The 21,695-nt window shown below is 62.1% G+C and carries 23 protein-coding genes; 8 read left to right on the forward strand and 15 right to left on the reverse strand.

What is annotated here, in order from left to right:
• From AC1DV9_RS17285 to AC1DV9_RS17300, 4 genes are all read left to right on the forward strand, one after another.
• Positions 1-993: an ABC transporter ATP-binding protein gene (locus AC1DV9_RS17285; protein WP_477949324.1), complete on the forward strand. Its 993-nt coding sequence runs from the start codon at positions 1-3 to the stop codon at positions 991-993.
• Positions 986-1,969 (forward strand): ABC transporter ATP-binding protein, encoded by a 984-nt coding sequence (locus AC1DV9_RS17290; protein ID WP_477949326.1) that lies wholly within the window; start codon positions 986-988, stop codon positions 1,967-1,969. The genes AC1DV9_RS17285 and AC1DV9_RS17290 overlap by 8 nt, the downstream gene beginning before the upstream one ends.
• Positions 1,970-2,120: 151 nt before the next feature.
• The gene (locus AC1DV9_RS17295) at positions 2,121-2,468 is read left to right on the forward strand and encodes a hypothetical protein (RefSeq protein ID WP_112386173.1); all 348 of its coding nucleotides are present in this window, start codon (positions 2,121-2,123) and stop codon (positions 2,466-2,468) included.
• A gap of 126 nt (positions 2,469-2,594) precedes the next feature.
• Positions 2,595-3,506 (forward strand): sugar kinase, encoded by a 912-nt coding sequence (locus AC1DV9_RS17300; RefSeq protein WP_477949328.1) that lies wholly within the window; start codon positions 2,595-2,597, stop codon positions 3,504-3,506.
• Positions 3,507-3,512: 6 nt separating this feature from the next.
• Here AC1DV9_RS17300 and AC1DV9_RS17305 read toward each other — a convergent pair whose 3' ends face one another.
• The gene (locus tag AC1DV9_RS17305; RefSeq protein WP_477949330.1) at positions 3,513-3,830 is read right to left on the reverse strand and encodes a hypothetical protein; all 318 of its coding nucleotides are present in this window, start codon (positions 3,828-3,830) and stop codon (positions 3,513-3,515) included.
• A 1-nt stretch (position 3,831) separates the two neighbouring features.
• Complete coding sequence (locus AC1DV9_RS17310; protein WP_477949332.1) at positions 3,832-4,722, reverse strand: hypothetical protein; 891 nt, start codon at positions 4,720-4,722, stop codon at positions 3,832-3,834.
• Between the two features lie 222 nt (positions 4,723-4,944).
• Here AC1DV9_RS17310 and AC1DV9_RS17315 point away from each other — a divergent pair, with 222 nt between their 5' ends.
• Entirely contained in the window at positions 4,945-6,102 is a 1,158-nt protein-coding gene (locus tag AC1DV9_RS17315; protein ID WP_477949334.1) for a glycosyltransferase family 4 protein, read from the forward strand.
• A 212-nt stretch (positions 6,103-6,314) separates the two neighbouring features.
• Here the strand turns inward: AC1DV9_RS17315 and der are convergent, their stop codons facing one another.
• The 3 genes from der to AC1DV9_RS17330 all read right to left on the reverse strand — a co-directional run bounded on the left by der (position 6,315) and on the right by AC1DV9_RS17330 (position 9,126).
• Complete coding sequence (gene der, locus AC1DV9_RS17320; RefSeq protein ID WP_477949335.1) at positions 6,315-7,730, reverse strand: ribosome biogenesis GTPase Der; 1,416 nt, start codon at positions 7,728-7,730, stop codon at positions 6,315-6,317.
• 15 nt (positions 7,731-7,745) lie between these two features.
• Positions 7,746-8,429 carry a tetratricopeptide repeat protein gene (locus tag AC1DV9_RS17325; RefSeq protein WP_477949337.1) on the reverse strand — a complete coding sequence of 228 codons (684 nt, stop codon included), beginning with the start codon at positions 8,427-8,429 and terminating at the stop codon, positions 7,746-7,748.
• A gap of 100 nt (positions 8,430-8,529) precedes the next feature.
• Positions 8,530-9,126 (reverse strand): NnrU family protein, encoded by a 597-nt coding sequence (locus AC1DV9_RS17330; protein ID WP_477949338.1) that lies wholly within the window; start codon positions 9,124-9,126, stop codon positions 8,530-8,532.
• A gap of 125 nt (positions 9,127-9,251) precedes the next feature.
• Here AC1DV9_RS17330 and AC1DV9_RS17335 point away from each other — a divergent pair, with 125 nt between their 5' ends.
• On the forward strand, positions 9,252-10,247 hold the full coding sequence (locus AC1DV9_RS17335) for a polysaccharide deacetylase family protein (protein WP_477949339.1): 996 nt from the start codon (positions 9,252-9,254) through the stop codon (positions 10,245-10,247).
• A 214-nt stretch (positions 10,248-10,461) separates the two neighbouring features.
• Here the strand turns inward: AC1DV9_RS17335 and bacA are convergent, their stop codons facing one another.
• Both bacA and AC1DV9_RS17345 read right to left on the reverse strand, forming a co-directional pair.
• A complete protein-coding gene (bacA, locus tag AC1DV9_RS17340; RefSeq protein WP_477949341.1) occupies positions 10,462-11,730 on the reverse strand; it encodes a bacteroid development protein BacA in 1,269 nt (422 codons plus the stop codon).
• A 122-nt stretch (positions 11,731-11,852) separates the two neighbouring features.
• Positions 11,853-13,034, reverse strand: a complete 1,182-nt coding sequence (locus tag AC1DV9_RS17345) for an MFS transporter (protein WP_477949342.1) — start codon at positions 13,032-13,034, stop codon at positions 11,853-11,855.
• Between the two features lie 157 nt (positions 13,035-13,191).
• On the opposite strand from AC1DV9_RS17345, the gene AC1DV9_RS17350 reads away from it, so the two are divergent.
• The gene (locus AC1DV9_RS17350) at positions 13,192-13,782 is read left to right on the forward strand and encodes a PadR family transcriptional regulator (protein ID WP_477949344.1); all 591 of its coding nucleotides are present in this window, start codon (positions 13,192-13,194) and stop codon (positions 13,780-13,782) included.
• A gap of 17 nt (positions 13,783-13,799) precedes the next feature.
• On the opposite strand, the gene AC1DV9_RS17355 is transcribed toward AC1DV9_RS17350, so the two are convergent.
• From AC1DV9_RS17355 to AC1DV9_RS17380, 6 genes are all read right to left on the reverse strand, one after another.
• Positions 13,800-15,032: an acyltransferase family protein gene (locus AC1DV9_RS17355; RefSeq protein ID WP_477949346.1), complete on the reverse strand. Its 1,233-nt coding sequence runs from the start codon at positions 15,030-15,032 to the stop codon at positions 13,800-13,802.
• 177 nt (positions 15,033-15,209) lie between these two features.
• On the reverse strand, positions 15,210-15,968 hold the full coding sequence (map, locus tag AC1DV9_RS17360; protein ID WP_112390296.1) for a type I methionyl aminopeptidase: 759 nt from the start codon (positions 15,966-15,968) through the stop codon (positions 15,210-15,212).
• Positions 15,969-16,011: 43 nt separating this feature from the next.
• A complete protein-coding gene (locus AC1DV9_RS17365) occupies positions 16,012-17,073 on the reverse strand; it encodes an LLM class flavin-dependent oxidoreductase (RefSeq protein ID WP_112390295.1) in 1,062 nt (353 codons plus the stop codon).
• A gap of 198 nt (positions 17,074-17,271) precedes the next feature.
• Positions 17,272-17,739, reverse strand: a complete 468-nt coding sequence (locus AC1DV9_RS17370; protein ID WP_477949348.1) for an SRPBCC family protein — start codon at positions 17,737-17,739, stop codon at positions 17,272-17,274.
• 101 nt (positions 17,740-17,840) lie between these two features.
• Positions 17,841-19,100, reverse strand: a complete 1,260-nt coding sequence (locus AC1DV9_RS17375; protein ID WP_477949349.1) for an RNA polymerase sigma factor — start codon at positions 19,098-19,100, stop codon at positions 17,841-17,843.
• Complete coding sequence (locus AC1DV9_RS17380; RefSeq protein ID WP_477949351.1) at positions 19,097-19,471, reverse strand: YciI family protein; 375 nt, start codon at positions 19,469-19,471, stop codon at positions 19,097-19,099. The genes AC1DV9_RS17375 and AC1DV9_RS17380 overlap by 4 nt, the downstream gene beginning before the upstream one ends.
• A gap of 187 nt (positions 19,472-19,658) precedes the next feature.
• On the opposite strand from AC1DV9_RS17380, the gene AC1DV9_RS17385 reads away from it, so the two are divergent.
• Positions 19,659-20,612: a hypothetical protein gene (locus tag AC1DV9_RS17385; RefSeq protein WP_477949353.1), complete on the forward strand. Its 954-nt coding sequence runs from the start codon at positions 19,659-19,661 to the stop codon at positions 20,610-20,612.
• On the opposite strand, the gene AC1DV9_RS17390 is transcribed toward AC1DV9_RS17385, so the two are convergent.
• Both AC1DV9_RS17390 and AC1DV9_RS17395 read right to left on the reverse strand, forming a co-directional pair.
• Entirely contained in the window at positions 20,602-21,159 is a 558-nt protein-coding gene (locus AC1DV9_RS17390) for a TetR/AcrR family transcriptional regulator (protein WP_477949519.1), read from the reverse strand. The genes AC1DV9_RS17385 and AC1DV9_RS17390 overlap by 11 nt on opposite strands.
• A gap of 12 nt (positions 21,160-21,171) precedes the next feature.
• Positions 21,172-21,633 (reverse strand): nuclear transport factor 2 family protein, encoded by a 462-nt coding sequence (locus tag AC1DV9_RS17395; RefSeq protein ID WP_477949355.1) that lies wholly within the window; start codon positions 21,631-21,633, stop codon positions 21,172-21,174.
• Between the last annotated feature and the right edge of the window lie 62 nt (positions 21,634-21,695).

Genomic DNA, 21,695 nt, shown 5'->3' on the forward strand with positions numbered 1-21,695 from the left:
ATGACCGAAAACCTTCTGGAACTCAAAGACTACTCGATCACCTTCGAGACCCCGGACGGCCAGGTAAAGGCCGTCTCCAGCATGAACCTGTCGATCAAGCGCGGCGAGCGTGTCGCCATCGTCGGCGAATCCGGCTCAGGCAAGAGCCAGACTTTCCTCGGCGTCATGGGCCTGCTTGCCAAGAACGGCAGGACATCGGGTCAGGCACTGCTTGAGGGACGCGACGTGCTGTCGCTGAAGCCGAAAGAGCTCGATCAGGTGCGCGGCAAGGAAATGGCCATGGTCTTCCAGGACCCGATGACCGCCCTGAATCCGTCTCTCAGGATTTCCCGGCAACTGACGGAACAGCTTGAGGTTCATCGCGGTTTCACCGCTCGTGCCGCCTCCGCCGAAGCCCTCGACATGCTGAAGCGGGTCGGCATTCCCGACCCGGACAGGCGCTTCAATCTTTACCCGCACGAGCTCTCCGGCGGCATGCGCCAGCGCATCGTCATCGCCATGGCGCTCCTGACCAAGCCGAAACTCCTGATCGCCGACGAACCGACGACGGCGCTCGATGTCACCATCCAGGCGCAAATCCTCGATCTGTTCAACGACCTGACATCGGAGATGAACACGGCCCTCGTCATGATCACGCACGATCTCGGCGTCGTCGCCGGCCTCGCCGACCGCGTCGCCGTCATGTATGCCGGCCGCATCGTCGAGGAAGCGCCGGTCGACGAACTCTTCGACAATCCGGCGCATCCCTATACGGCGGCACTTCATGCCTCGATCCCTCGCCCGGATCAGGATGTCGATGAACTCGTCGTCATCCCCGGACGGCCACCGAACCTGCAGCATCTGCCGAAGGGCTGCAATTTCTCGCCCCGCTGTTCGCAGGTCCAGGACGATTGCATCGATCGCCCGCCATCGCTTGAAACGCTGGCGCCGCGCCACTGTGCCGCCTGCTTCCACCCCTTCCCGCGCCGCGAGGAGCTTCTAATCCATGGCTGACCGTTCCCTGCTCCGGGTCGAGAACCTGACGACCCAGTTCGAACTGCCCGCCAAGGGCTTCTTCAAGCCGCCGGTCATGCTGACAGCGGTCAACAACGTGAGCTTCGATCTCAAGGAAGGCCGCACGCTCGGCATCGTCGGCGAATCCGGCTGCGGCAAGTCCACGCTCGGCCGCTCCATCCTGCGCTTGCTGACCTCGCAGAAAGGCCGCATCCTCTGGCAGGGCCGCAACCTGCTCGATCTTTCCGACGAGGAGATGCGGGCCGCACGCCGCGACATGCAGATCATCTTCCAGGACCCGATCGCCTCGCTCGATCCGCGCATGACGGTCGGCGACATCATCGCCGAACCGCTGACCGTCTTCGAGCCGAAGCTGTCGAGAGGAGAGCGGCTGGAGCGCGTCCGCGACATCATGAATGCCGTCGGCCTCGTACCCGAAATGATCAACCGCTACCCGCATGAGTTCTCGGGCGGCCAGGCGCAGCGAATCGGCATTGCCCGTGCCGTCGTGACCAAGCCGAAGCTGATCATCTGCGACGAGCCGGTCTCGGCTCTCGACGTCTCGATCCAGGGCCAGGTCATCACCCTGCTCAGAAAGCTGCGCAAGGAATTCGGCCTGACGCTGATCTTCATCAGCCATGACCTTTCGGTCGTGCGGCTGATTTCGGATGACGTGCTGGTGCTCTATCTCGGCAAGGTGGTCGAGGCAGGCGATTGCGCGACGGTGTTCGAAAACCCGGCGCACCCCTATACGCAGGCCCTCTTCTCGGCAGCCCCGATCCCCGATCCGAAGCTTGCCCGGCAACGCACCCGCATCCGCCTGCAGGGTGATCCGCCCTCGCCGCTGAACCCGCCGAAGGGCTGCGTGTTCTCGCCCCGCTGCTGGAAGGCCACGGACATCTGTCGCACCGAAATGCCGCCGACGGAGCAGGTCCGCCCTGGGCAATCGGCGGCCTGCTATCACATGGATCGCTGATCTCAGATCCGCCCTGGCGACTGACGCGCGCAACACGCGGACAGCTCCAGCGCTTGCCCCGGAGCGGAACAAATGACGCTCCGGGGCAGTTTCCCCTCTCGTAAAATACATGTTCCGGGTCTTGGTAGGGCTCCGAATGGAGGAAAGAATAATGCTGAAATTGATCTCGAATGCCGGTCTTGCTCTGGCACTCACCCTGGGCAGCGTCGCGCTGCCCGTAAGCTTTGCGCAGGCGCAGGACGTGCAGTTCCGCATTGGTCCCGATGGCGTGCGCATTTACGATCGTGACCGCGACAGGGATCGCTACGGTGACCGCGATCGCGATTTCCGCCGCGGCTGCAGCCCGCGCGAAGCCGTGATGGCCGCCCGCGATGCGGGCCTGCGCCGCGCCGAAGTCGTCCGCGTTACCGACCGCAGCGTCACCGTTCGCGGCTGGACGCGCGGTGGTCCTGACCGGATCATTTTCGCCAATCGCCGCGGCTGCCCGGAAATCGGCTAAGCTTCAAAAACCACGTTTCGAAAACAGACGGCCCGCCTAAAGCGGGCCGTTTGCGCGTCCTGTGCGCTTGCCACCTGAAGCCTCTGCGCGTAAGCAGCAAACGCTTAGGAATTCCGGGAGGCTGATTTGAGCGGACGCTTTCTTTCGATCGGTGAATGCATGGTGGAGCTGTCGCAGGCGGGTGAAGGCCTGCTGCGAAAGGGCTTTGCCGGAGATACGCTGAACACGGCCTGGTATGCCCGCGCCTGCATGCCCTCCTCCTGGACCGTCGATTACTTTACCGCGCTCGGCGACGACGCCATGTCCGACGAGATGGCCGCCTTCTTCGAGAGCCACGGCATCGGCACCGGCCATATCCGCCGCATCAAGGGCAAGGCGCCCGGCCTCTACATGATCAATCTCAGGAACGGCGAGCGCTCGTTCAGCTACTGGCGCGACAGCTCCGCCGCCAGGCAGCTGGCCGCCGACCCCGACCGCCTGCGCGAGGCGGTGGAGGCCTCCGACGTCATCTATTTCTCCGGCATCACGCTGGCCATCCTGCCGCGCGAGGATACCGATACGCTGCTGGCCGAAACCCGCCGCGCCAAGGCCTCCGGCAAGCTGGTGGTCTTCGATCCGAACATCCGCCCGCGGCTCTGGTCGAGCTATGACGTGATGCACACGGTCATCAGCGAGGGCGCCCGCGCCTCGACGCTGGTCATGCCAAGCTTCGACGACGAGGCCTCGCATTTCGGCGACGATTCGATCGAGGCGACCATCCACCGCTACCGCGCGCTTGGCGCCCAGAACATCGTCGTCAAGAACGGCGCCGATGGCGCCACGCTGGATTTCGAAGGCAAGCGTGCGATGGTTCCGGCCGAAAAGGTCGAGACCGTCGTCGACACGACCAGCGCCGGCGACAGCTTCAACGGTTCCTTCCTGGCGAAATACCTGGAGACCAAAGACGCCGAGACAAGCGCCCGCTTCGCCGCCAAGGTCGCAGCCCGCGTCGTCAGCGAACACGGAGCGCTGGTTGCCAGGGAAAAGCTCGGGCTCTGAAGCCCCTTAGATCAGTGCGATGATCTTCGTGAACGTCGTCGCGATCTTCAATGCGGCCTCGGTTGTCCGAACCAGTCTTTGAATATCATCGACTATGTCCTCAAGCGAGCCCTTGGCGCTTTTGAGCTCGTTTGTCAGCACCTTATATTGCCCCGACGACTTCGTGAGGCTCGCCGCCACCACCGCATCCAGTTCGTCGTCGTAGATATGATAGAGCTTGAGGAACCGGTTCGCATCGGCCGCGGTCAGCGCTTCGCTGAAACCGAGATTGGCGGCTGCGATGCCGGACCGCAAACGATCATAGGCTATGCTATTCGTCGTCATCTCAGCCTCCCGTCGAAGCAAACAATCGCGCAAACACGGCCAGCTGTTCTGCCGCCGCCACGAAATCGGCGAGTGCCGCCGGATCGGCATTCCCTTCCGCCAATTGCTTGTGAGCGCTCACCATGTTGTCGAGGACACCTGCATAGCCTGGCTTGCCGTTCCCGGACGGCACAAGCAGCCTGATCGCATTCGCCATCGCCTGCTGCTCGTCCAGTGACGCCTTGTAGGCCGTAATCTTCTCGCTGGCGCTACCATTCCGCCTGATCGTGTCGAGAGCCTTACGCTTGCGCAGAAGCCAGTCGCCGTAGTGTTGCTGGACTCTATCGGCGACCAGCGCGAAATCTGCCGCCAGCAGCTCCTGCCCCTTGACGATTGTCGGGTGCGCGCGCCGCATCTGTGTCTGGATACGCCGCCACGCAGCCTCGGTAATAGCTTTCTGGACGATACCGGATATTGCGGCGGCAGCCGGCTCGAAACTCTTCACGGCCGTCACCTTAGGCGCCGCCGTCGATATCACCTTCTGCATATTGTCCACCGCAGCCGCCACGCCGGGACCTTCGACGCCGCTGGCCGCCCGGGCGAGTGCCTGCCCATAATCGGCGAGCGCGGCCGCATAGGCGATCCGGACATCCCAGACATCGCCTGTTACGAGCGTTGCCCGATAGGCCGGCGGAAATTCGTAGCCGCCGCCTCCCATAGCGAAAACAGTCGCCTGCTCTTCTGTCCGGATAGCCCGTGCCAGCGTATTGTCGATGCTGCGAGCATCTCTCGCCGCCTGGGCGACGGCTGTTGTGGCCGTTCCAAATGCCTGAATATCGCCGGCATCGATATTGGCGCAGCCGGTAAGTGCCGCCGCCGCAAGCAATGCGGCTGCCCGTCGTCGTTTCAACATGAAGTGTTCCCCTGCTCCATCCAAGAGATAGCAGGGATACGCGTGCAAGCAACAAACCACCTACAATCAACGATTGCGAAACATGCGATGCACCGCTCTGTTATCGGCTTGTAATATTTCCATCATCGACAGAAGCGACAATAGGCTGCGGGAATCGATATCCGGCTCCCGCCTGGGGTTGCGCTTGCCCGGCTTGACCGGCGGCCTGGATGGATACGGGATATGCTTCAACATCCTTCGAAGAGCCTGAGTGGCGAGAGCTGGGGCAATGCCGGGCCTGGCACGGTGCCCGAACGCCTCGTCATCGTCACCGACGCCTGGCACCCGCAGGTCAACGGCGTCGTGCGCTCGATCGAGAATACCAATCGCGAGCTGGCGAAGATGGGCGTCGAGGTGTCGATGGTCACGCCGGAGCGCTTCGCGAGCTTCCCCTGCCCGACCTATCCTGAGATCCGCCTGTCAGTCGCCCGCTATGGCCGCGTTGCCCGCGAGATCGAAAAGCACCGGCCGTCCTACGTTCACATCGCCACCGAAGGCCCGCTCGGGCTGACGGCGCGGCGCTGGTGCCTGAAGAACCGCATGCCGTTCTCCACCAGCTATCACACCCGCTTTCCGGAATATGTCTCGGCCCGCCTTCCGGTGCCGAAGAGCTGGCTCTACGCTTTCGTGCGCTGGTTCCACAATTCGGGCGCCGGCTGCATGGTGGCGACCCCCAGCCTCGCCCGCGAACTGGCAGAAAAAGGCATCCGCAACCTGATGCCCTGGACCCGCGGCATCGACGCCTCGCAGTTCCACCCGGCCGAACTCGAGGAAAAACCCTTCGGCCTGCAGCGCCCCGTCTTCATGACCGTTGGCCGCGTCGCGCTCGAAAAGAACCTGCCCGCTTTCCTCGATCTCGACCTGCCCGGCTCGAAGGTCGTCGTCGGCGATGGCCCGGCGCGCGCCGAGCTTGCCAAGCGCTACCCCGATGTCCTCTTTACCGGCATCAAGTTCGGCGAGGAACTGGCCGCGATCTACGCCCAGGCCGACGTCTTCGTCTTCCCGTCGCTGACCGACACTTTCGGCAACACCATCCTGGAAGCGCTCGCCTCCGGCGTCCCGGTCGCCGCCTATCCGGTCACCGGCCCTCTCGATATCATCGGCGATGACGGCGAAGTTGGCGCGCTGGATGATGACCTGCGTGCCGCCTGCCTTGCCGCACTTTCGGCGTCCCGCGAAAAAGCCCGCGAGCTGGCGCTGAACTATTCCTGGGAAGCGGCAACGCAGCAGTTCATCAACAACATCCGCGCCGCCAACGGCGTCATCGCCCCGAAATGGAAGCGCGCCTGGCAATATGCCAAGACCCTGCCAAGGCGGAAGGCGGCGATCGCTGCGGAGTGAATGGGGTTGAATAATTTGAGGGTTTGCGCCCGTGGCCCCCTCATCCGCCCTACGGGCACCTTCTCCCCGCTGGGGAGAAGGGAAAACATCAGCGTATTAATTCCTGCACCATCAAGCGGAACGGCGCGGCGAATCCCTTCTCCCCAGCGGGGAGAAGGTGGCGGCGGCCGGATGAGGGGGCCGCACGCTCAAAGCTAAAAGGCTAGCTAACCCTAAGTCCGCCGCCTCTTCCCCTCGTAGGGGTTTTCCTTCTCGCGGTAGTGGATCCGGATCGGCACGCTCGGCATATCGAAATCGACGCGCAGGCTGTTGATCAGGAAGCGCGTATAGGATTCCGGCAGGGAATCGGCGCGCGTGCAGGAGATCATGAACGCCGGCGGGCGGGCCTTGACCTGCGTCATGTATTTCAGCTTCAGGCGGCGGCCGGAGACGGCGGGCGGCGGATGCTGCACCTGCTGCTGCTCCAGCCAGCGATTGAGCTTGGATGTCGAGATGCGCTTGTTCCAGACACGGTCGGTCTCGATGATCGACTGCATCAGCTTGTCGAGTCCGCGCCCGGTCTGGCCCGAAATCGGTACGGCGCGGATACCGCGCGCCTGCGGCAGCAGCCGCTCAGTCTTTTCCCGGAGATCGGCAAGCACGGCCTGCGGATCCTCGATCATGTCCCACTTGTTGAAGGCGAGAACGGCGGCGCGGCCTTCGCGGATCACCAGATCCACCAGCTGCAGGTCCTGCTTTTCGAACGGGATGGTCGAATCGAAGACGATCACCACCGTTTCGGCAAAGCGGATCGAGCGCAGCGAATCCGCAACCGACAGCTTTTCAAGCTTCTCGGTGACGCGCGCCTTTTTGCGCATGCCGGCGGTATCGAACATCTTGATGGTCCGGCCGTGCCAGTCCCACTCGACGGAAATGCTGTCGCGGGTAATGCCGGCTTCCGGACCCGTCAGCAGACGGTCTTCGCCGAGGAAGCGGTTGATGAGCGTCGACTTGCCGGCATTCGGACGGCCGATGATCGCCACGCGCAACGGCTTGGTGTCGTCGTATTCGGGCTCGTAGTCGTCGTCTTCGAATTCGTCGCGGACATCGACGTCGGTGACGGCGTCGTCTTCCTGCTTGGCATAGGCGCGGTCCTTGCCGATCGCCTCGACGATGGCGTCGCGCAGATCGAGCATGCCCTGGCCGTGTTCGGCAGAAATCGGCGTCGGTTCGCCGAGGCCGAGCGTATAGGCGTCGTAGAACCCGCCATCGGAACCCTTGGCTTCCGACTTGTTGGCAACCAGTACCACCGGCTTGCCGCGGCGGCGCAGCATCTCGGCGAGATCCTTGTCAACAGGCGTCAGGCCGAACTTGGCATCGACGACGAAGAGCGAAAGATCCGCCTCGTCGATCGCCGCTTCCGTCTGGATGCGCATGCGGCCCTGCAGGCTCTCTTCGTCGGCCTCTTCTAGACCGGCGGTATCGATGATGGTGAAGGTCAGGCCCATCAGCCGCGCGTCACCGGGACGGCGGTCGCGGGTAACGCCCGGCGTGTCATCGACAAGCGCCAGCTTCTTCCCAACCAGGCGGTTGAAAAGCGTCGATTTACCGACATTCGGGCGACCGACGATGGCGACCGTAAAACTCATCAGGTTTCCTTAAGCTCAGCCCTGTGCGGCGGGCGCTTTGCCGGATGCGGTGATATTATCAAGCATCATCTGCGCCCGGTTGGCAACATTGCGCGGGCTCGCGGCATCTTCAGTGATCTGCGTGAACCAGGTACGCGCCTGCGCCATGTTGCCGGCCTTGTAGGCGGCAATGCCGAGCGCTTCGCGGGCCGAGTGGCGGAAGGCATTGGCCGGGATCGCCATGTCCTCGAGTTCGGCAACGACCTGATCGTAAGTGCCGGTGTCGATCAGCAACCAGCCGGCGCGAAGCTTGGCGGCACTGCGCACGGCTTCCGGAACCGACTGATCCTTGCCGATCGTCTGGAATGCAGCAACGGCGCCGGCATTATCGCCCTTGGCGGACAGGACGGTCGCGGCGCGCATGCGGGCCAGAACCGGATAGGCGCCATGGCCTTCCTTCTCCAGCTTGTCGAGAGCGGCGATCGCTTCGTCGTTCTTGTTCTCGTCGGCCAGCTTCATCGCCGCCAGGAACTGGTCGCCGGTGCTGGACGAGGCATTGTCGTCCCAATACTGGTAGACCTTGAAGCCGACGGTGCCGAGAACGATCAGGACGGCGAGCGCGATCAGGTAGCGGCCAAAGCGGCGCCATGCGCCCTTCATCTGGTCGGAACGCAGTTCCTCATTGACTTCACGAATGAAGCTGTCGTCGTTGAATGCCATTCTCGTCTCCGGCAGGAAAAGCCCAGTTTATGCGTTTGCGCATATTGTTGGGCCTTCTACCCCATTTTGCGGCCGATGTAAGGGGGATATCTGAGATTCCTCAGGAAGCCAGCATCGGCAGCGGCGCCACGCCGATCAGCCATTCATGCACGCGCCAGATCATCAATGCCCAGACGATGACACCGATGACGACGGCGTAGAGATCGTATTTGCCCGAAACGAACACCGGAAGGGTGATCTCGCCGCGGCGCCAGCGGCGCTTCAGCGAGATGCGCAGGATGACGCCCCAGGCGAGAAACGCGGCAAACAGCAGGACGGAATAGGCCTCGCCGTTCGACAGCAGATGGGCGAGCGCCCAGATCTTCACCGAAAGCACGACCGGATGCTTGGTCTTCGCCCGGATATGACCCGCCGGCAAAAAGCCGGCGACAAAACAGATGACGGCGAGAAGCATCAGCGTCACCGTCAGATGCGCCATGCCGGCAGGCGGATTGTAGAGCATGCCGATCGGCTCGCTGCGCGCCGTCACGAAGGCATAGGCGACGAACACAAGCGTCAGAATGCTGGCGATCGAATGGAAGGCGATCCACACCGGCTTGCCGAGCTTCTCGATCATTGCCAGCCGGAAGCCGGGTGCGACGACGCGGATCAGATGAAGACCGAGGAAAAGAACGAGGCTTAAGGCAAGCAAGGCCATGGCTGATATTCCTGATTGAAAGATGCTGATGCTGGATACCGGTTGACCGGCGAAAATGCCAGCGCGACCGCAGCTTCGCCGCAATTCTGTAACAGGAAAGCCGCAAACAAATTGTCGCGGTGCCCATGTTTCGTTCCATTTCCTCTGCCTGTCTCGCCCTTTCCGTTGCCCTGCCCTCCGCAGCCATCGCTGCCGATCAGCCGAAGCAGCTCGTCATCATCTCCTTCGACGGCGCCCACGACAACGCGCTCTGGCAGAAGAGCCGCGAGATGGCGGCCAAGAACGGCGCGCATTTCACCTATTTCCTCTCCTGCACCTTCCTGATGAATCAGGATGCGAAGAAGGCCTACCAAGCCCCTCATCAGAAACGCGGAAAGTCGAATGTCGGCTTCGCCCAGAGCGACGACGAGATCCGCGAGCGTCTCGGCAACATCTGGCACGCCCATCTGGAGGGACACGACATTTCCAGCCACGCCTGCGGCCATTTCGACGGCCGCCAGTGGAGCAGCGCCGACTGGTCGGATGAATACGCGACCTTCAAGGCGACGCTGAAGAATGCCTGGAAGAGTGTCGGCCTCGAGGAGCCGGATGGCTGGCAGGATCTCGCCGATCACGGCATAAAAGGTTTTCGCGCCCCCTACCTCTCGGCAACGGCAGGCAGCGACATGATCACCGCGGAGAAGAAGGCGGGCTTCACCTATGACGCCAGCCTCGTCACCAAGGGACCGGCCATGCCCGTCGTCGAAGACGGCATCATCCGCTTCGGCCTGCCGCTGATCCCCGAGGGTCCGAAGGACCGTCCGATCATCGGCATGGACTACAATCTCTTCGTCCGCCACTCCAAGGGCGAAGAAGACGCCGCCGACAGCAAGACCTTCGAGGACCGCTCCTACGCCGCCTTCAAGGAAGCCTTCGACAAGCAATATGCCGGCAACCGCATCCCGCTGCAGCTCGGCTTCCATTTCGTCGAAATGAACGGCGGCGCCTACTGGCGGGCGCTCGACCGGCTGGTCAGCGACGTCTGCCATTGGAGCGATGTCGCCTGTGTCAGCTATTCCGAGGCGATCCCGATGATCCTGGCGCGCGGGAAGTTGAAAGAGCAGGACGCTTCGGGGCTGTAACGTCTACTGGCGTCAGCGCAAGCGGCCCCCTCATCCGCCTTCGGGCACCTTCTCCCCGCTGGGGAGAAGGGAAGTCTGGCGGCGGCATCCACAAAACTTGCGTAAAGAGGAAGCGAGCGCTTAAGGCTCGTTCCTTCTCCCATCAGGGAGAAGGTGGCGGCAGCCGGATGAGGGGGCTGCTCGCTCAAAGCTATCCGCAAGTTAGCTCGGGTGCTCAGCCGTCCTGATGGACAACCCCACCCTCACGATCCAGATACCGCTGATCGATCGCCGGCAACGGCTCCCCATCAATCGCCGATTCGAACGTCCGAAGACGCTTGTAGATGGACAGCAGCTCGACGATCGTCGTCCAGGAATTGACGAGATACTGGAACGAGCTGGCCACCTGCCCGAAGACGTTCTGGATCTGACCCATGACGCCAAGAGTGAGTTTGCCCGCAGCAATCGACGGCACGAGCACGAATGTGCCGAACAGATTGTCTGCCTGCAGATAGAAGATGCGGGCGACGTTGAAATACATGTAGTGGAAATAGAGGCGGAAATAGTTGCGCCGGACGTTGGAGAACAGCTGCGCCACCGTGATCGGATCCGCGCGGTCGTCATGGTCCTCGCCATAAACCAGTTCCTTACGATAAGCCGCTTCAACGCGCTGGTTACGGAACTCGAGGCCCGGCAGCTTGACCCCGACGGCCGCCAGAAACACCGTCCCGAACAGTGCCCAGAAAATCGCCGCCCAGACGAGCGCATGCGGGACTTCGCCGACGATCGGCAACTCCGTGACCGTGCTGGAGAATTTGAACAGCACCGGCAGGAAGGCGATCAGCGTCATGACGGAGCTGACGAGGTTGACACCAAGGCTTTCGACCGTCGTGGAGAAGCGCATCGTGTCTTCTTGAACACGCTGCGATGCGCCTTCGATATGGCGCAGCTTCGGCCAGTAGGACATGTAGAATTCGTTCATTGCCGTGCGCCAGCGGAAAATCCAGTGGCTGACGAAGAACAGGTTTAGCATACCGATAGTGATGGCGACGAAGGCGATCCCCGCAAAACCTGTCATGCCCCAATAGAGATCGGCAGCGCTCGGAATTGGCTCCTGCCGCGCCAGCGCCCGCTGGATCATGTCGTAGAACGGCCCGTACCAAGCATTGATCGCCACGTTCACCTGCACCGAGAAATAGGTATTGAAGATGATCAGCGCCGAGCCGAGCACCGACCAATTCTGCCAGCGATGCGGGCTATAGGTGAACCAGAAGCCCGCGAACAGGGCGACGAAGACCGCGTAATAAATATAGAACCACAGGAACGGTTTCGACCAAAAAACGGAAACGCCGATCACTGCTTCCTGCCCTTGCGGCAGTGGCGGCAGGCCGATCGCGGCACCGAGGCCGGAGCCTCCGAAATACCAGAGAAGAACGCCGATCAGCGCCCAAATGATAGCGGATGTGAAGAACAGTTTCGGCTTCGGGAAATAGGAGACGAACACGTTTGCGCGGCTTTCTTGAACAGAGTCGGCATTTGCTTTGACAGCACTGATTGTGCGGGAAATTAAGGCAGTTCGAAGAAGGCAGCAATGGCCGCGGGCCATTCTTACGTATTTGTAACGGCTTATCCCAGTTTCTTGATGACCGGCAGCACCAGGAGCGCGCAGACGATGAGCGCGGCCGCCGCCATATAGGTCGGCAGCGTGAAGCTGCCGGTGCCCTGCGCCACCCAGCCGGCGACCAGCGGCCCGACGATCTGGCCGAGCCCGAAAGCCGCCGTCATCATCGCGAAGATCCGCCGCGGGCTTTCGGGCGACAGCTTGCGGCCGATCTGCAGGCCGAAGGCGGTGATGGCCAGAAAGGTCGCGCCGAACAACCCGCCTCCGATCAGCGGCGCCAGCGAATGCGGCAGCATGACGGTGGCCAGAACGCCCGCCGCCTCGACCACCAGCGCGGCCACATAGACGCCACCGAGGCCAAGCGGCTTGACGAAAGGCTTCCAGGCAAACAGCGCGACCGCCGATGTCAGCCCCGCGATGAACCAGCAGAGAAACTCCACCATCTGCCCGGCTGCATCCATGCGCGCGATAGCAACGAGGAAGGTGGCGGTGATCACATAGCCGAAGCCGAAGATGCCGTAGGACAGCGTCACCAGCGCCATCGGCCGGTTCCAGCGGATGGCAGGCTCCGGCCCCGACTGCTGCGACCGTGCCGGGCCGGCAGGCAGCAGATACCAGACGGCGGCAAGACTGACCGCAGAGAAGATCGCCCCGCCGAGCCAGTCGGCCCGCCATGCACCGGCGCCTGGATAGAAGAGACCGACCAGCAGCACCATGACTGACGAGAGCGCAATCCCCGCCCCCGGCCCGCCAAAATGCGCCGATTGCACATGGTCGTTCCCCGCTGCAGCCCCATGGCTGAGCACGATCGACGAGGTGAATATCATCGCAAAGGCGCTGGTGAGACCGGCAAGGAAGCGGATTGCGGCAAAGACCGGCACCGAGGTCGTCACGCCCATCGCTGCCAATAGCAGCGTGCTGAGTGCCAAAGCCGACAGCGCCACGAAGCGCTCCCGCCCCGCCGCCCAGCCATAGGCGGCAAGAATGGCACCCGCGAGATAACCGACGAAATTCGCCGAGGCGATGAAACCGGCATCCGATGCCGAGAGCGGAACGCCGCTCATCATGCCCGGCAGGATCGGCGTGTAGGAGAAGCGCCCGAAGCCCATGGCCGCGGCCATGGCGATCATCCCGGCAAGCGCCGTTCGGAACAGACTGACGGGCTCATTGTCATTGCGTGCCAACATGCCCGCTTATCGCGCCGTCCCTGCTGCACCGCAAACAAGTAATTCTGATCGATCGATCAATTTCAGAAATTCGAAATGTGCACCTTGAAACGCAATATCGTACGATATATGTTTTACGACATAGCATTCGATATGACTAACGATGAAAGGAAGAGCTATGAGAGGCTTTAGAGGCGGTGGTGGCGGCATGTTCGGCGATGCGATCCGCATGGGCATGGGCCGGAAATTTTCGGCAGGCGATCTGCAGATCGTGCTTCTGGCGCTGCTCAACGAGCAGCCGCGCCACGGCTATGAACTGATCAAGGTGCTGGAAGAGCGCTCCGGCGGTTTCTACGTGCCGAGCCCCGGGGTCATCTACCCGGCGCTGACCTATCTGGAAGAAACCGGCCTGACCGAAGTCGAGGCCGAGGGCACCAAGAAGCTTTACAAGATCACCGAAAGCGGCAAGCGCAAGGTCGAGGAGAACCGCGCCATGATTGACGGCATTTTCAGCAAGCTTGAGCGCGTCGGCGAGAAGATGGCCTTCGTCAACCGTATGTTCGATCCGGAACAGCATGGCCGCCGCCACGAGGAGAACGAGGAGTTTATGCGCGACGACCGTGAGGTTCGTGCCGCCCGCGAACTGCTCCGCTCGGCGCTGCGCATGCGTCATCCCTGGTCACCGGCTGAAGCGGCCCGCATTTCAAGCATCCTGGAGCGCGCCGCAATGGAAATTCTCCAGGGCGGTGATGTCAAGCCGCAAGGCTGAGCTGTCCACGCCTGACCTTAAAGCGGACTGCCGTCGCGCGCTGCGTGGCGGCCGTCTTTTTGCAGGACGGGGCCGATCTGCGCCATGTCGCGCCGCACCGAACTGCCCGGCAGCCCATCGCGCTCCGCGACCCAATATCCGGCAACGCCAATCGCCATCATCACCGCAAACAGTGGAACGGCCACGGCCGATTTCCTGAACCGCCCGAAGCGGATCGGCTTTTCGATCAGCAGATAAGTCAAGGCTGCAAGGGCAAAGCCGGCGGCAAGCAGGCCGATGCGAACGGAAAGCGCCGGGGTGTCCTTCTCGACGATGTAGCCGAATGACAACAGCGGCCAGTGCCACAGATAAAGAGGATAGCTGATCAGGCCGACGGCGATGGCAATCGGATTGCTGAAGATCGCCTGTTTCAGGAATGCGGTCCTCCCCGCAGCAATCACCAGCACGGCTCCGAGAACCGGTGCGGCGGCGATGATGCCCGGAAAAGCCTGCTTCTCGCGGATCAGCGCGAAACTCAGAACCAGCAACACGATGCCGGAGATGGCAGCGGCATTGGCCGCCGGTTTCGAAAGATTGCCGTGGGACCGTTCAAGCTCGGCCAGTGCAGCACCGGCAAGCAGCTCCCAGAAGCGGGTAATCGGCAGGTAGAATGCCGTTGTCCGGTCAAGGTAGACGATGACCAGATTGGCAATCATTGAGACAAGCGCCACGACGGCGATCGTCTTGATCACGTTCATGCCGCGCCGCCAGGCAATCCAGGCCGCCAGTGGCCAGACGATGTAGAATTGCTCCTCGACCCCGAGCGACCAGAGATGCAGCAGCGGATTGGAAATCCCGCCATCCTTCTGGCTGCCGATCTCGAACCAGAAAAGCAGGTTGGCGACGAAACCGGCGCCGCCCGCCACATGCTCTCCAAGCTCCCGGTTGTCGGCCGCCGACAAGGCGATCCAGCCAACGCACAGGCAGAACAGCAGTACAGCGATCAGCGCCGGAAAAATCCGGCGGATGCGGCGGCTATAGAAATCGAAGATCGAGAAGCGGTCGTCATGCAGCTGCTGCAGGATATGCCCGCTGATCAGATAGCCCGAAATCACGAAGAAGATATCGACGCCGACAAGGCCGCCTGGCAGCCAGGTGGGAAAGGCATGGAAGATGACGACGGACAGAACCGCTACTGCGCGCAGCCCGTCGATATCCGAGCGATAGCCGTGCTGAACGGCCGATCCACTGCCCTGTTGTCTCTGCAGCATTCCCGACCCTCCGCAACAGCCGGCGGGCAAGGCAACGGTTCAGCCGGCATATCCAAGCGGTACCGCGGAAATGCCGCAGCCGCTAATCGGCCATAGGCAGTAGACGCCTGAATATTCGGATGAGTGTGGTGCTAAGCCTAGCCGCCGGGCGCCGTAAAGGATGAACGCCCTACCCGGTTAAGCAGCAAGATCCGGCAGCGTCAGGATCAGCGGACCGTTGCGGGTCGCAACGACGGTGTGCTCGTATTGCACAGTGGGCGCCTGCGGATCGGCATAGAGCGTCCAGGCATCGTCACCGCCTTCGGCCCATGTGGCGCCGAGCGACAGGAACGGCTCGACGGTGAAGACAAGACCATCGGTCATGATCCGCTTTTCGGACGGGTCCGGCCAGGTGGAGAGTTCACCCGGCTCCTCGTGCAGCGAGCGGCCGACGCCGTGGCTCGCCAGATTGGCGACCAGCGTGTAGCGGTTCTTCGCCGCAAAGGCGCCGACGGCATTGCCGATCTTCGCCAGCGGCTCGCCCGATTTGATCTGGTTGAGACCGACGAACAGCGCCCGCTTGCCGTCGCGGCATAGACGCTCGATCTTCGGTTTGACCGGCGGCACGGTAAAGGACGCGCCGGTGTCGGCGAAGAAGCCGTTCTTCTCGGCCGAGACGTCGATATTGACGAGATCGCCCGGGCGGATCACCCGCGGGCCGGGAATGCCGTGGGCAATCTCCTCGTTAACGCTGATGCAGGTCGCACCCGGAAACTGGTAGCAGAATTCAGGCGCCGAACGGGCGCCTGCATCTTCGAGAACCTTGCGGCCGATCTGGTCAAGCTCCAGGGTGGTGATCCCAGGCTCTAGCGCTGCCGCCATGATCTGGATGGCGTTTGCGCAGATGCGCCCGACATCCTTCAGCTTTTCCAGTTCGTCGTCGTTTTCGATTACCATCGTTCTTCCCGGCTGCCGCATCGGCGGCAGGCCAATTGCGGGTCTAGGCGGTGGCTTTCGCGCCTTCGCCCGTTTCAGTCAATGCCTTTCTGACCAGCGGCGCGACTTTCGTGCCGTAGAGCTCGATGCCGCGCATGATCTGATCATGCGGCATCAGGCCGATCGCCATCTGCAGCAGGAAGCGGTCATTCCCGAACACCTTATGAGCCGCAACGATCTTCTCGGCCACCTGTTCCGGATTGCCAAGGAAGAGGTTGCCGATCGGTCCGCGCGCCGCATCGAAATGCGCCCGGTTCGTCGGCCCCCAGCCGCGCTCGCGGCCGATGCGGTTCATCACCTCGGCCTGCGGCCCATAGAATTGGTCGGCTGCCGCCTCGGTCGTATCGGCGATGAAACCGTGGACATTGATGCTGGTCTTCAGCTTCGAGGCATCCTGCCCTGCCCGCCGTGCCGCTTCGCGATAGAGCTCGAAGAGCGGTGCAAAGCGCGGATATTCCCCGCCGATGATCGCCAGTGCCACCGGCAGACCCATGGCGCCTGCCCGCGCCACCGACTGCGGCGTCCCGCCGACGGCAATCCACAGCGGCAGCGGATCCTGTAGCGGACGCGGATAGACGCCGCGCCCGTTGATCGGCGCCCGCAGCTCGCCCTTCCAGTTGACGACTTCCTCGTCGCGCAGCGCCATCAAGAGATCAAGCTTCTCCTCGAACAGCTGGTCGTAGTCCTCGAGATTGTAGCCGAACAGCGGGAAGGACTCGATGAACGACCCGCGCCCCGCCATGATCTCGGCGCGCCCATTCGACAACAAATCGAGCGTTGCGAACTGCTGGAACACGCGGACAGGATCCTCGGACGACAGAACGGTGACGGCGCTCGTCAGCCGGATGTTCTTGGTCTTCACCGCAGCCGCGGCAAGCGCCATGGCCGGAACAGAAGCGGCATAGTCGGGACGGTGATGCTCGCCAAGCCCGAAGACATCGAGCCCCACCTGGTCGGCAAGCTCGATTTCCTCGATCAGATGCTTCAACCGCTCGGCACCCTCCGCGCCCTTGCTGCGGCTCGGATTGGGATTGACGTCGGCAAAAGTGTAAAGGCCCAGTTCCATTATCGGCATCCTGTTGAACTTGCTTCTCAGATAAGGATCGGCAAGCCCCCGGGCAAACGGAAATTCTGGAACGGATCGTTCGATAAAGTTGATGGGTGGCCCAGTCCAAGCCACCCACCAAACCGAATCCAAATTCAACGGCTTGCTAGCGCCGGCGGAATCGAAATCGAAACCGCCTCAGCGCCCGCTTTTAGCCGATCAGGTCCGCTTCAGATATTCCTCAAGCTGGCCGGCGACGGTACCCCAGCCCTCGTGAAAACCCATCTTCTCGTGGGCTTCCTTGTCCTCGGCGCGCCAGTGCAGCGCCTTGGCGGTGTATTTCGTGCGGCCGTTGCCGAGATCTTCGAGCAGGATCACGCCGGTGAAGAACGGCTTTTCGGACGGCACCCAGCCGCTCGTATAGGCATCGGTGAAGACGATCTTCTCGTTTTCGACGAGCTCCAGATAGACCCCGGAATTCGGATACTTGTTCCCGTCAGGATCCTGCATGACGACGTAGCTGGAGCCACCCGGGCGCACGTCGAGCCTGGCTTCGGCAATCGTCCAGGGCTTCGGAACGAACCATTCCTTGATCGAATTCTCGTCGGTCCAGGCCTTGTAGATCTTCTCGCGCGGCACATCCATTTCGCGGACGAGAACCAGTTCATGCTGTGTCGTGGCGGTCATTTCGGCATTCCTCCTGTTGAGCGAAACCTGTGTACGATCAGGTTGTTCCAAGGACGTGGCGGCTCCCGCCATTCCGACATCACGGTTGAATTTTTCGAAGGTTATTTGACGCCGGACAGCACCGACGGTTTCTGCAGGCCATCGAGCTGCAGGCGGATATGGGCGGCCTCGGCGGCGGAATTGGCGAGCGCGATGGCCCGGTCGAACGCCTCGCGCGCCTCCCGCGTCCGTCCCATCTGCTTCAGCAACCCGCCCCTCAGACCATGGAAATAGAAATAGCCGTCGAGCTTCTCGGCAAGCGTATCGACCAGCGCCAGCGCCTCTTCCGGCCCCTTGAGCTTGGAGACGGCAACCGCACGGTTCAGCGTGATCACCGGCGAAGGCTGCAGACGCTCCAGCACCCGGTAAAGGATTTCGATCTCTTCCCAATCGGTATCCTCCGCCCGCTTGGCACGCGAATGGATCGCGGCGATCGCGGCCTGGATCTGATAGGGGCCGGGCCGGCGATGGCGGATCGCCTTGTCGAGCAGGTTCAGCGCCTCGTTGATCAGCGCATGGTTCCAGCGCGTCCGGTCCTGATCCTCAAGCAGAACCAGTTCGCCCTTGGCATCGAAACGCGCCTCGCGGCGCGAGATCTGCAGCAGCATCAGCGCCAGCAGCCCCATGATCTCGGGTTCACCCGGGAATATCCGCAGCATCAGCCGCCCGAGACGGATCGCCTCGTCGGCGAAGGCGGCCGCATCGCGTTTCGGATCGCCCTGCGAATAGCCCTCGTTGAAGACCAGATAGATCATCGTCGAGACGATGGTGAGCCGCTCTGCCCGCTCCTCCGGTCCCGGCGTCTCGAAGGGCACGCCGGCCTTGGCGACACGGGCCTTGGCGCGGGTGATGCGCTGCTCCATGGCGCTTTCGCCAACCAGGAACGCCTTGGCGATCTGCTGCACCGACAGCCCGGAGACGATGCGCAGCGCCAGCGCGATCTGCTGCGTCGCCGGCAGATCCGGATGGCAGCAGATGAACAGCAGCCGCAGGATGTCGTCGCGATAATTGGATTCGTCCAGCCGGTCGGCGATATCGCTTTCTGCATCCTCCGTATCAGAGATCAGCTCCTCATCCGGCAGCGCCTGCGTCTTCTTCTGCTTGCGCACCGCGTCGATGCCGCTGTTGCGGCCGACGAAGATCAGCCATGCCGTCGGATCGCGTGGTGGGCCTTTGTCCGGCCAGGTGCGGATGGCGCGCAGGCAGGCCTCCTGAAAGGCCTCTTCCGCGATATCGAGATCGCGGAAATAGCGAAGCAGCGCGCCCAGCGCCTTTGGCCGGGCCGAAGCCAGCGTCACGTCGATCCAGGCAATGTCTGTCATGTGGCTCTATCTCCCGGATGGAACACGTAGAAGGGGCGGATCTCGTAGGAGGTCGACCCCGGATTGGCGGCCGACAGCTCCTTGGCGAAGGCGATCGCCTCCTCCAGCGTCTCGAAATCGACGCAGTAGAAACCGAGCAGCGCTTCCTTGGTTTCGGCGAAGGGGCCATCGAGCACCAGCGGCTCGTCCTTGCCCTTGCGCAGCGTGGTCGCCGAGGTCGTCGGCATCAGGCGGCCGGTCGGGCCGAGCTTGCCGGATTTGGCAAGCGGCTCCTGCACAGCGTAGAGCTTCGCCATGACGGCATCCTCCTCTTCCTTCGACCAGGAAAAAACGGTTTCTTCATTGGCATAGCAAAGGATCGCATACAGCATCGGTTACTCCTCTTCCTCAATGACGAAGGAGTAACCCGGCATCCGACACGGCGCAGCAAAAAATTACATCCGGAAAATTTAGCATTGGGGATTGTATCGGCCATCCCGCCTTTCGCCATCGAGTTGCCACCTTCGGCTTCGATGTCTCCAGCGGCTGGATTTCCAACATCATATTTCAGGACGAAACATGCATCTTTTCAAAAGCCTGCTGCTATCGGCTGCGATCACCGTGGCGGCTTCCGCCGCCTATGCCGCGCCGCAGAATTTCATTTATACCGGCTCCGGCGACCTCGAGGCGGCAAAGTCCCTGCTGGAGCGGCCGGATGTCGGCGGCGCGCAGGTGGTCTATAACTGGAAGATGCTGGAAAAGGCCAAGGGCGAATACGATTTCTCGCCGATCGAGAAGGATCTGGCGATTGCCGAGAGCCTGAACAAGAAGCTGTTCATCCAGGTGCAGGACCGCTTTTTCAATCCGAAGGCCCGCAACATTCCGGATTACATGCTCGAAGGCGCCGAATATGGCGGCGGTCTTGCCCCGCAATTCGACAATCCCGGCGAGAACAAGGGCATCGGCTCCGGCTGGGTGGCGCAGCAATGGAACCCGGCGGTGCGCGAGCGCTACCAGGCGCTTCTGACCGCGCTTGCGCAGAAATTCGACGGCCGCGTCTACGGCATCAACCTGCCCGAGACATCGATCGACCTCGATCCGAAGAACGAGCCGAAGGATTTCAGCTGCGATGCCTATTTCGCCGGCGAGATGGAAAATCTCGGCTTTGCCCGCAAGGCCTTCGCCAAGTCGATGGTCGTCCAGTATGTCAATTTCTGGCCCTGCGAATGGGAAAACGACCACAAGTACATGAGCCGCCTCTTCGACTTCGCGGCGAAGAACAATATCGGCCTCGGCGGCCCGGATATCGTGCCGAACCGCAAGGCGCAGATGAAGAATTCCTATCCGTTCTTCAACCAGTACAAGGGTAAGCTCGCCTATGTCGGCATGGCCGTGCAGGAGCCGACGCTGACCTACAGGAACCCGCAAACCAAGAAGCCCTTCACCAAGGAAGAATTCACTGCCTTCGCCGACGACTATCTCGGCGCCAGCGTCATCTTCTGGAGCACCAGGAGCCCCTGGCTCAAGAAGTAGGCGAAAGCCTCGCCTGCAGCCCGGCGATGGCCCGGCGGAAAACATCGTGATCATCGAGGGCGCGCGACAGAACGAGCGCGCCCTGGATACCCAGCACCGCCTGCTCCGCCTCGGCCCGCGCCTCGCCGGAGTTCCGGCCAGCCCGCGTCAGCGCCCCGGCGAGCGCCTCGACCCAGCGCCTGAAATAGCTGTTGATCGCCTCGCTGAAGCGCTCCCGCGTCCCATCCAGCGCAAAGGCGCCGACCAGGCAGATGCGCCCGCCCGAGCGGAAGTAATCGTCAACGCCACGCCACATCGCCGCGATCGCCACGGCGGGCTCGTCGCGGCGCAGCGGCTCATAGATGAAATCCTCGAACCACCGGTCGACCTCTTCGAGCACGGCAGCCGCCATTTCCTCCTTCCCGCCCGGGAAGAAGTGGTAGAGGCTGCCCTTGCCAATCCCGGTGCGTTCGGTGATCCGGCTGAGCGTCGTGCCCTCATAGCCGAGCTCGCGAAAAATCTCGGCAAGCAGGGGCACGACATCGCGGCGTTCGTAAACGGTCTTCAGGGCATCAATCCTTCAGAGACCAAGCTCCGACAGCCCCGGATGATCATCCGGACGGCGGCCGAGCGGCCAATGGTATTTACGGTCCGATTCCTTGATCGGCATGTCGTTGATGCAGGCGAAACGGCGCTGCATCAAGCCGCTAGCATCATACTCCCAGTTCTCGTTGCCATAGGAGCGAAACCAGTTGCCGCTGTCGTCGTGCCATTCATAGGCATAGCGAACTGCAATGCGGTTCTCGCGGAACGCCCACAGCTCCTTGATCAGCCGGTAATCCAGTTCCTTGGCCCATTTGCGCGCCAGGAAGGCAACGATCTCCGGCCGTCCGTTGACGAACTCGGCGCGGTTTCGCCAGGCGCTGTCGGGCGTATAGGCGAGCGAGACCTTCTCCGGATTGCGGCTGTTCCAGCCATCTTCGGCAAAGCGGACTTTCTGGGTGGCGGTTTCAAGCGTGAAGGGAGGAATAAGCGCAGTCATCGTCTTTCTCCTGTACTGATAAGGATGCATTGTACCGATCGGTACAAAAGACGCAAGCAGCA

This window comes from Rhizobium sp. 01L410, assembly GCF_056400165.1.

Coding starts and splice junctions, on each gene's coding strand:
- AC1DV9_RS17345 (WP_477949342.1), bottom strand. CDS start 13,034: ATGTTGGCACGCAATGACAATGAGCCCGTCAGTCTGTTCCGAACGGCG.
- map (WP_112390296.1), bottom strand. CDS start 15,968: ATGGTAATCGAAAACGACGACGAACTGGAAAAGCTGAAGGATGTCGGG.
- AC1DV9_RS17385 (WP_477949353.1), top strand. CDS start 19,659: ATGCATCTTTTCAAAAGCCTGCTGCTATCGGCTGCGATCACCGTGGCG.
- AC1DV9_RS17285 (WP_477949324.1), top strand. CDS start 1: ATGACCGAAAACCTTCTGGAACTCAAAGACTACTCGATCACCTTCGAG.
- AC1DV9_RS17350 (WP_477949344.1), top strand. CDS start 13,192: ATGAGAGGCTTTAGAGGCGGTGGTGGCGGCATGTTCGGCGATGCGATC.
- AC1DV9_RS17290 (WP_477949326.1), top strand. CDS start 986: ATGGCTGACCGTTCCCTGCTCCGGGTCGAGAACCTGACGACCCAGTTC.
- AC1DV9_RS17310 (WP_477949332.1), bottom strand. CDS start 4,722: ATGTTGAAACGACGACGGGCAGCCGCATTGCTTGCGGCGGCGGCACTT.
- AC1DV9_RS17375 (WP_477949349.1), bottom strand. CDS start 19,100: ATGACAGACATTGCCTGGATCGACGTGACGCTGGCTTCGGCCCGGCCA.
- AC1DV9_RS17305 (WP_477949330.1), bottom strand. CDS start 3,830: ATGACGACGAATAGCATAGCCTATGATCGTTTGCGGTCCGGCATCGCA.
- AC1DV9_RS17315 (WP_477949334.1), top strand. CDS start 4,945: ATGCTTCAACATCCTTCGAAGAGCCTGAGTGGCGAGAGCTGGGGCAAT.
- AC1DV9_RS17355 (WP_477949346.1), bottom strand. CDS start 15,032: ATGCTGCAGAGACAACAGGGCAGTGGATCGGCCGTTCAGCACGGCTAT.
- AC1DV9_RS17295 (WP_112386173.1), top strand. CDS start 2,121: ATGCTGAAATTGATCTCGAATGCCGGTCTTGCTCTGGCACTCACCCTG.
- AC1DV9_RS17325 (WP_477949337.1), bottom strand. CDS start 8,429: ATGGCATTCAACGACGACAGCTTCATTCGTGAAGTCAATGAGGAACTG.
- der (WP_477949335.1), bottom strand. CDS start 7,730: ATGAGTTTTACGGTCGCCATCGTCGGTCGCCCGAATGTCGGTAAATCG.
- AC1DV9_RS17380 (WP_477949351.1), bottom strand. CDS start 19,471: ATGCTGTATGCGATCCTTTGCTATGCCAATGAAGAAACCGTTTTTTCC.
- AC1DV9_RS17370 (WP_477949348.1), bottom strand. CDS start 17,739: ATGACCGCCACGACACAGCATGAACTGGTTCTCGTCCGCGAAATGGAT.
- AC1DV9_RS17330 (WP_477949338.1), bottom strand. CDS start 9,126: ATGGCCTTGCTTGCCTTAAGCCTCGTTCTTTTCCTCGGTCTTCATCTG.
- AC1DV9_RS17395 (WP_477949355.1), bottom strand. CDS start 21,633: ATGACTGCGCTTATTCCTCCCTTCACGCTTGAAACCGCCACCCAGAAA.
- AC1DV9_RS17335 (WP_477949339.1), top strand. CDS start 9,252: ATGTTTCGTTCCATTTCCTCTGCCTGTCTCGCCCTTTCCGTTGCCCTG.
- AC1DV9_RS17365 (WP_112390295.1), bottom strand. CDS start 17,073: ATGGAACTGGGCCTTTACACTTTTGCCGACGTCAATCCCAATCCGAGC.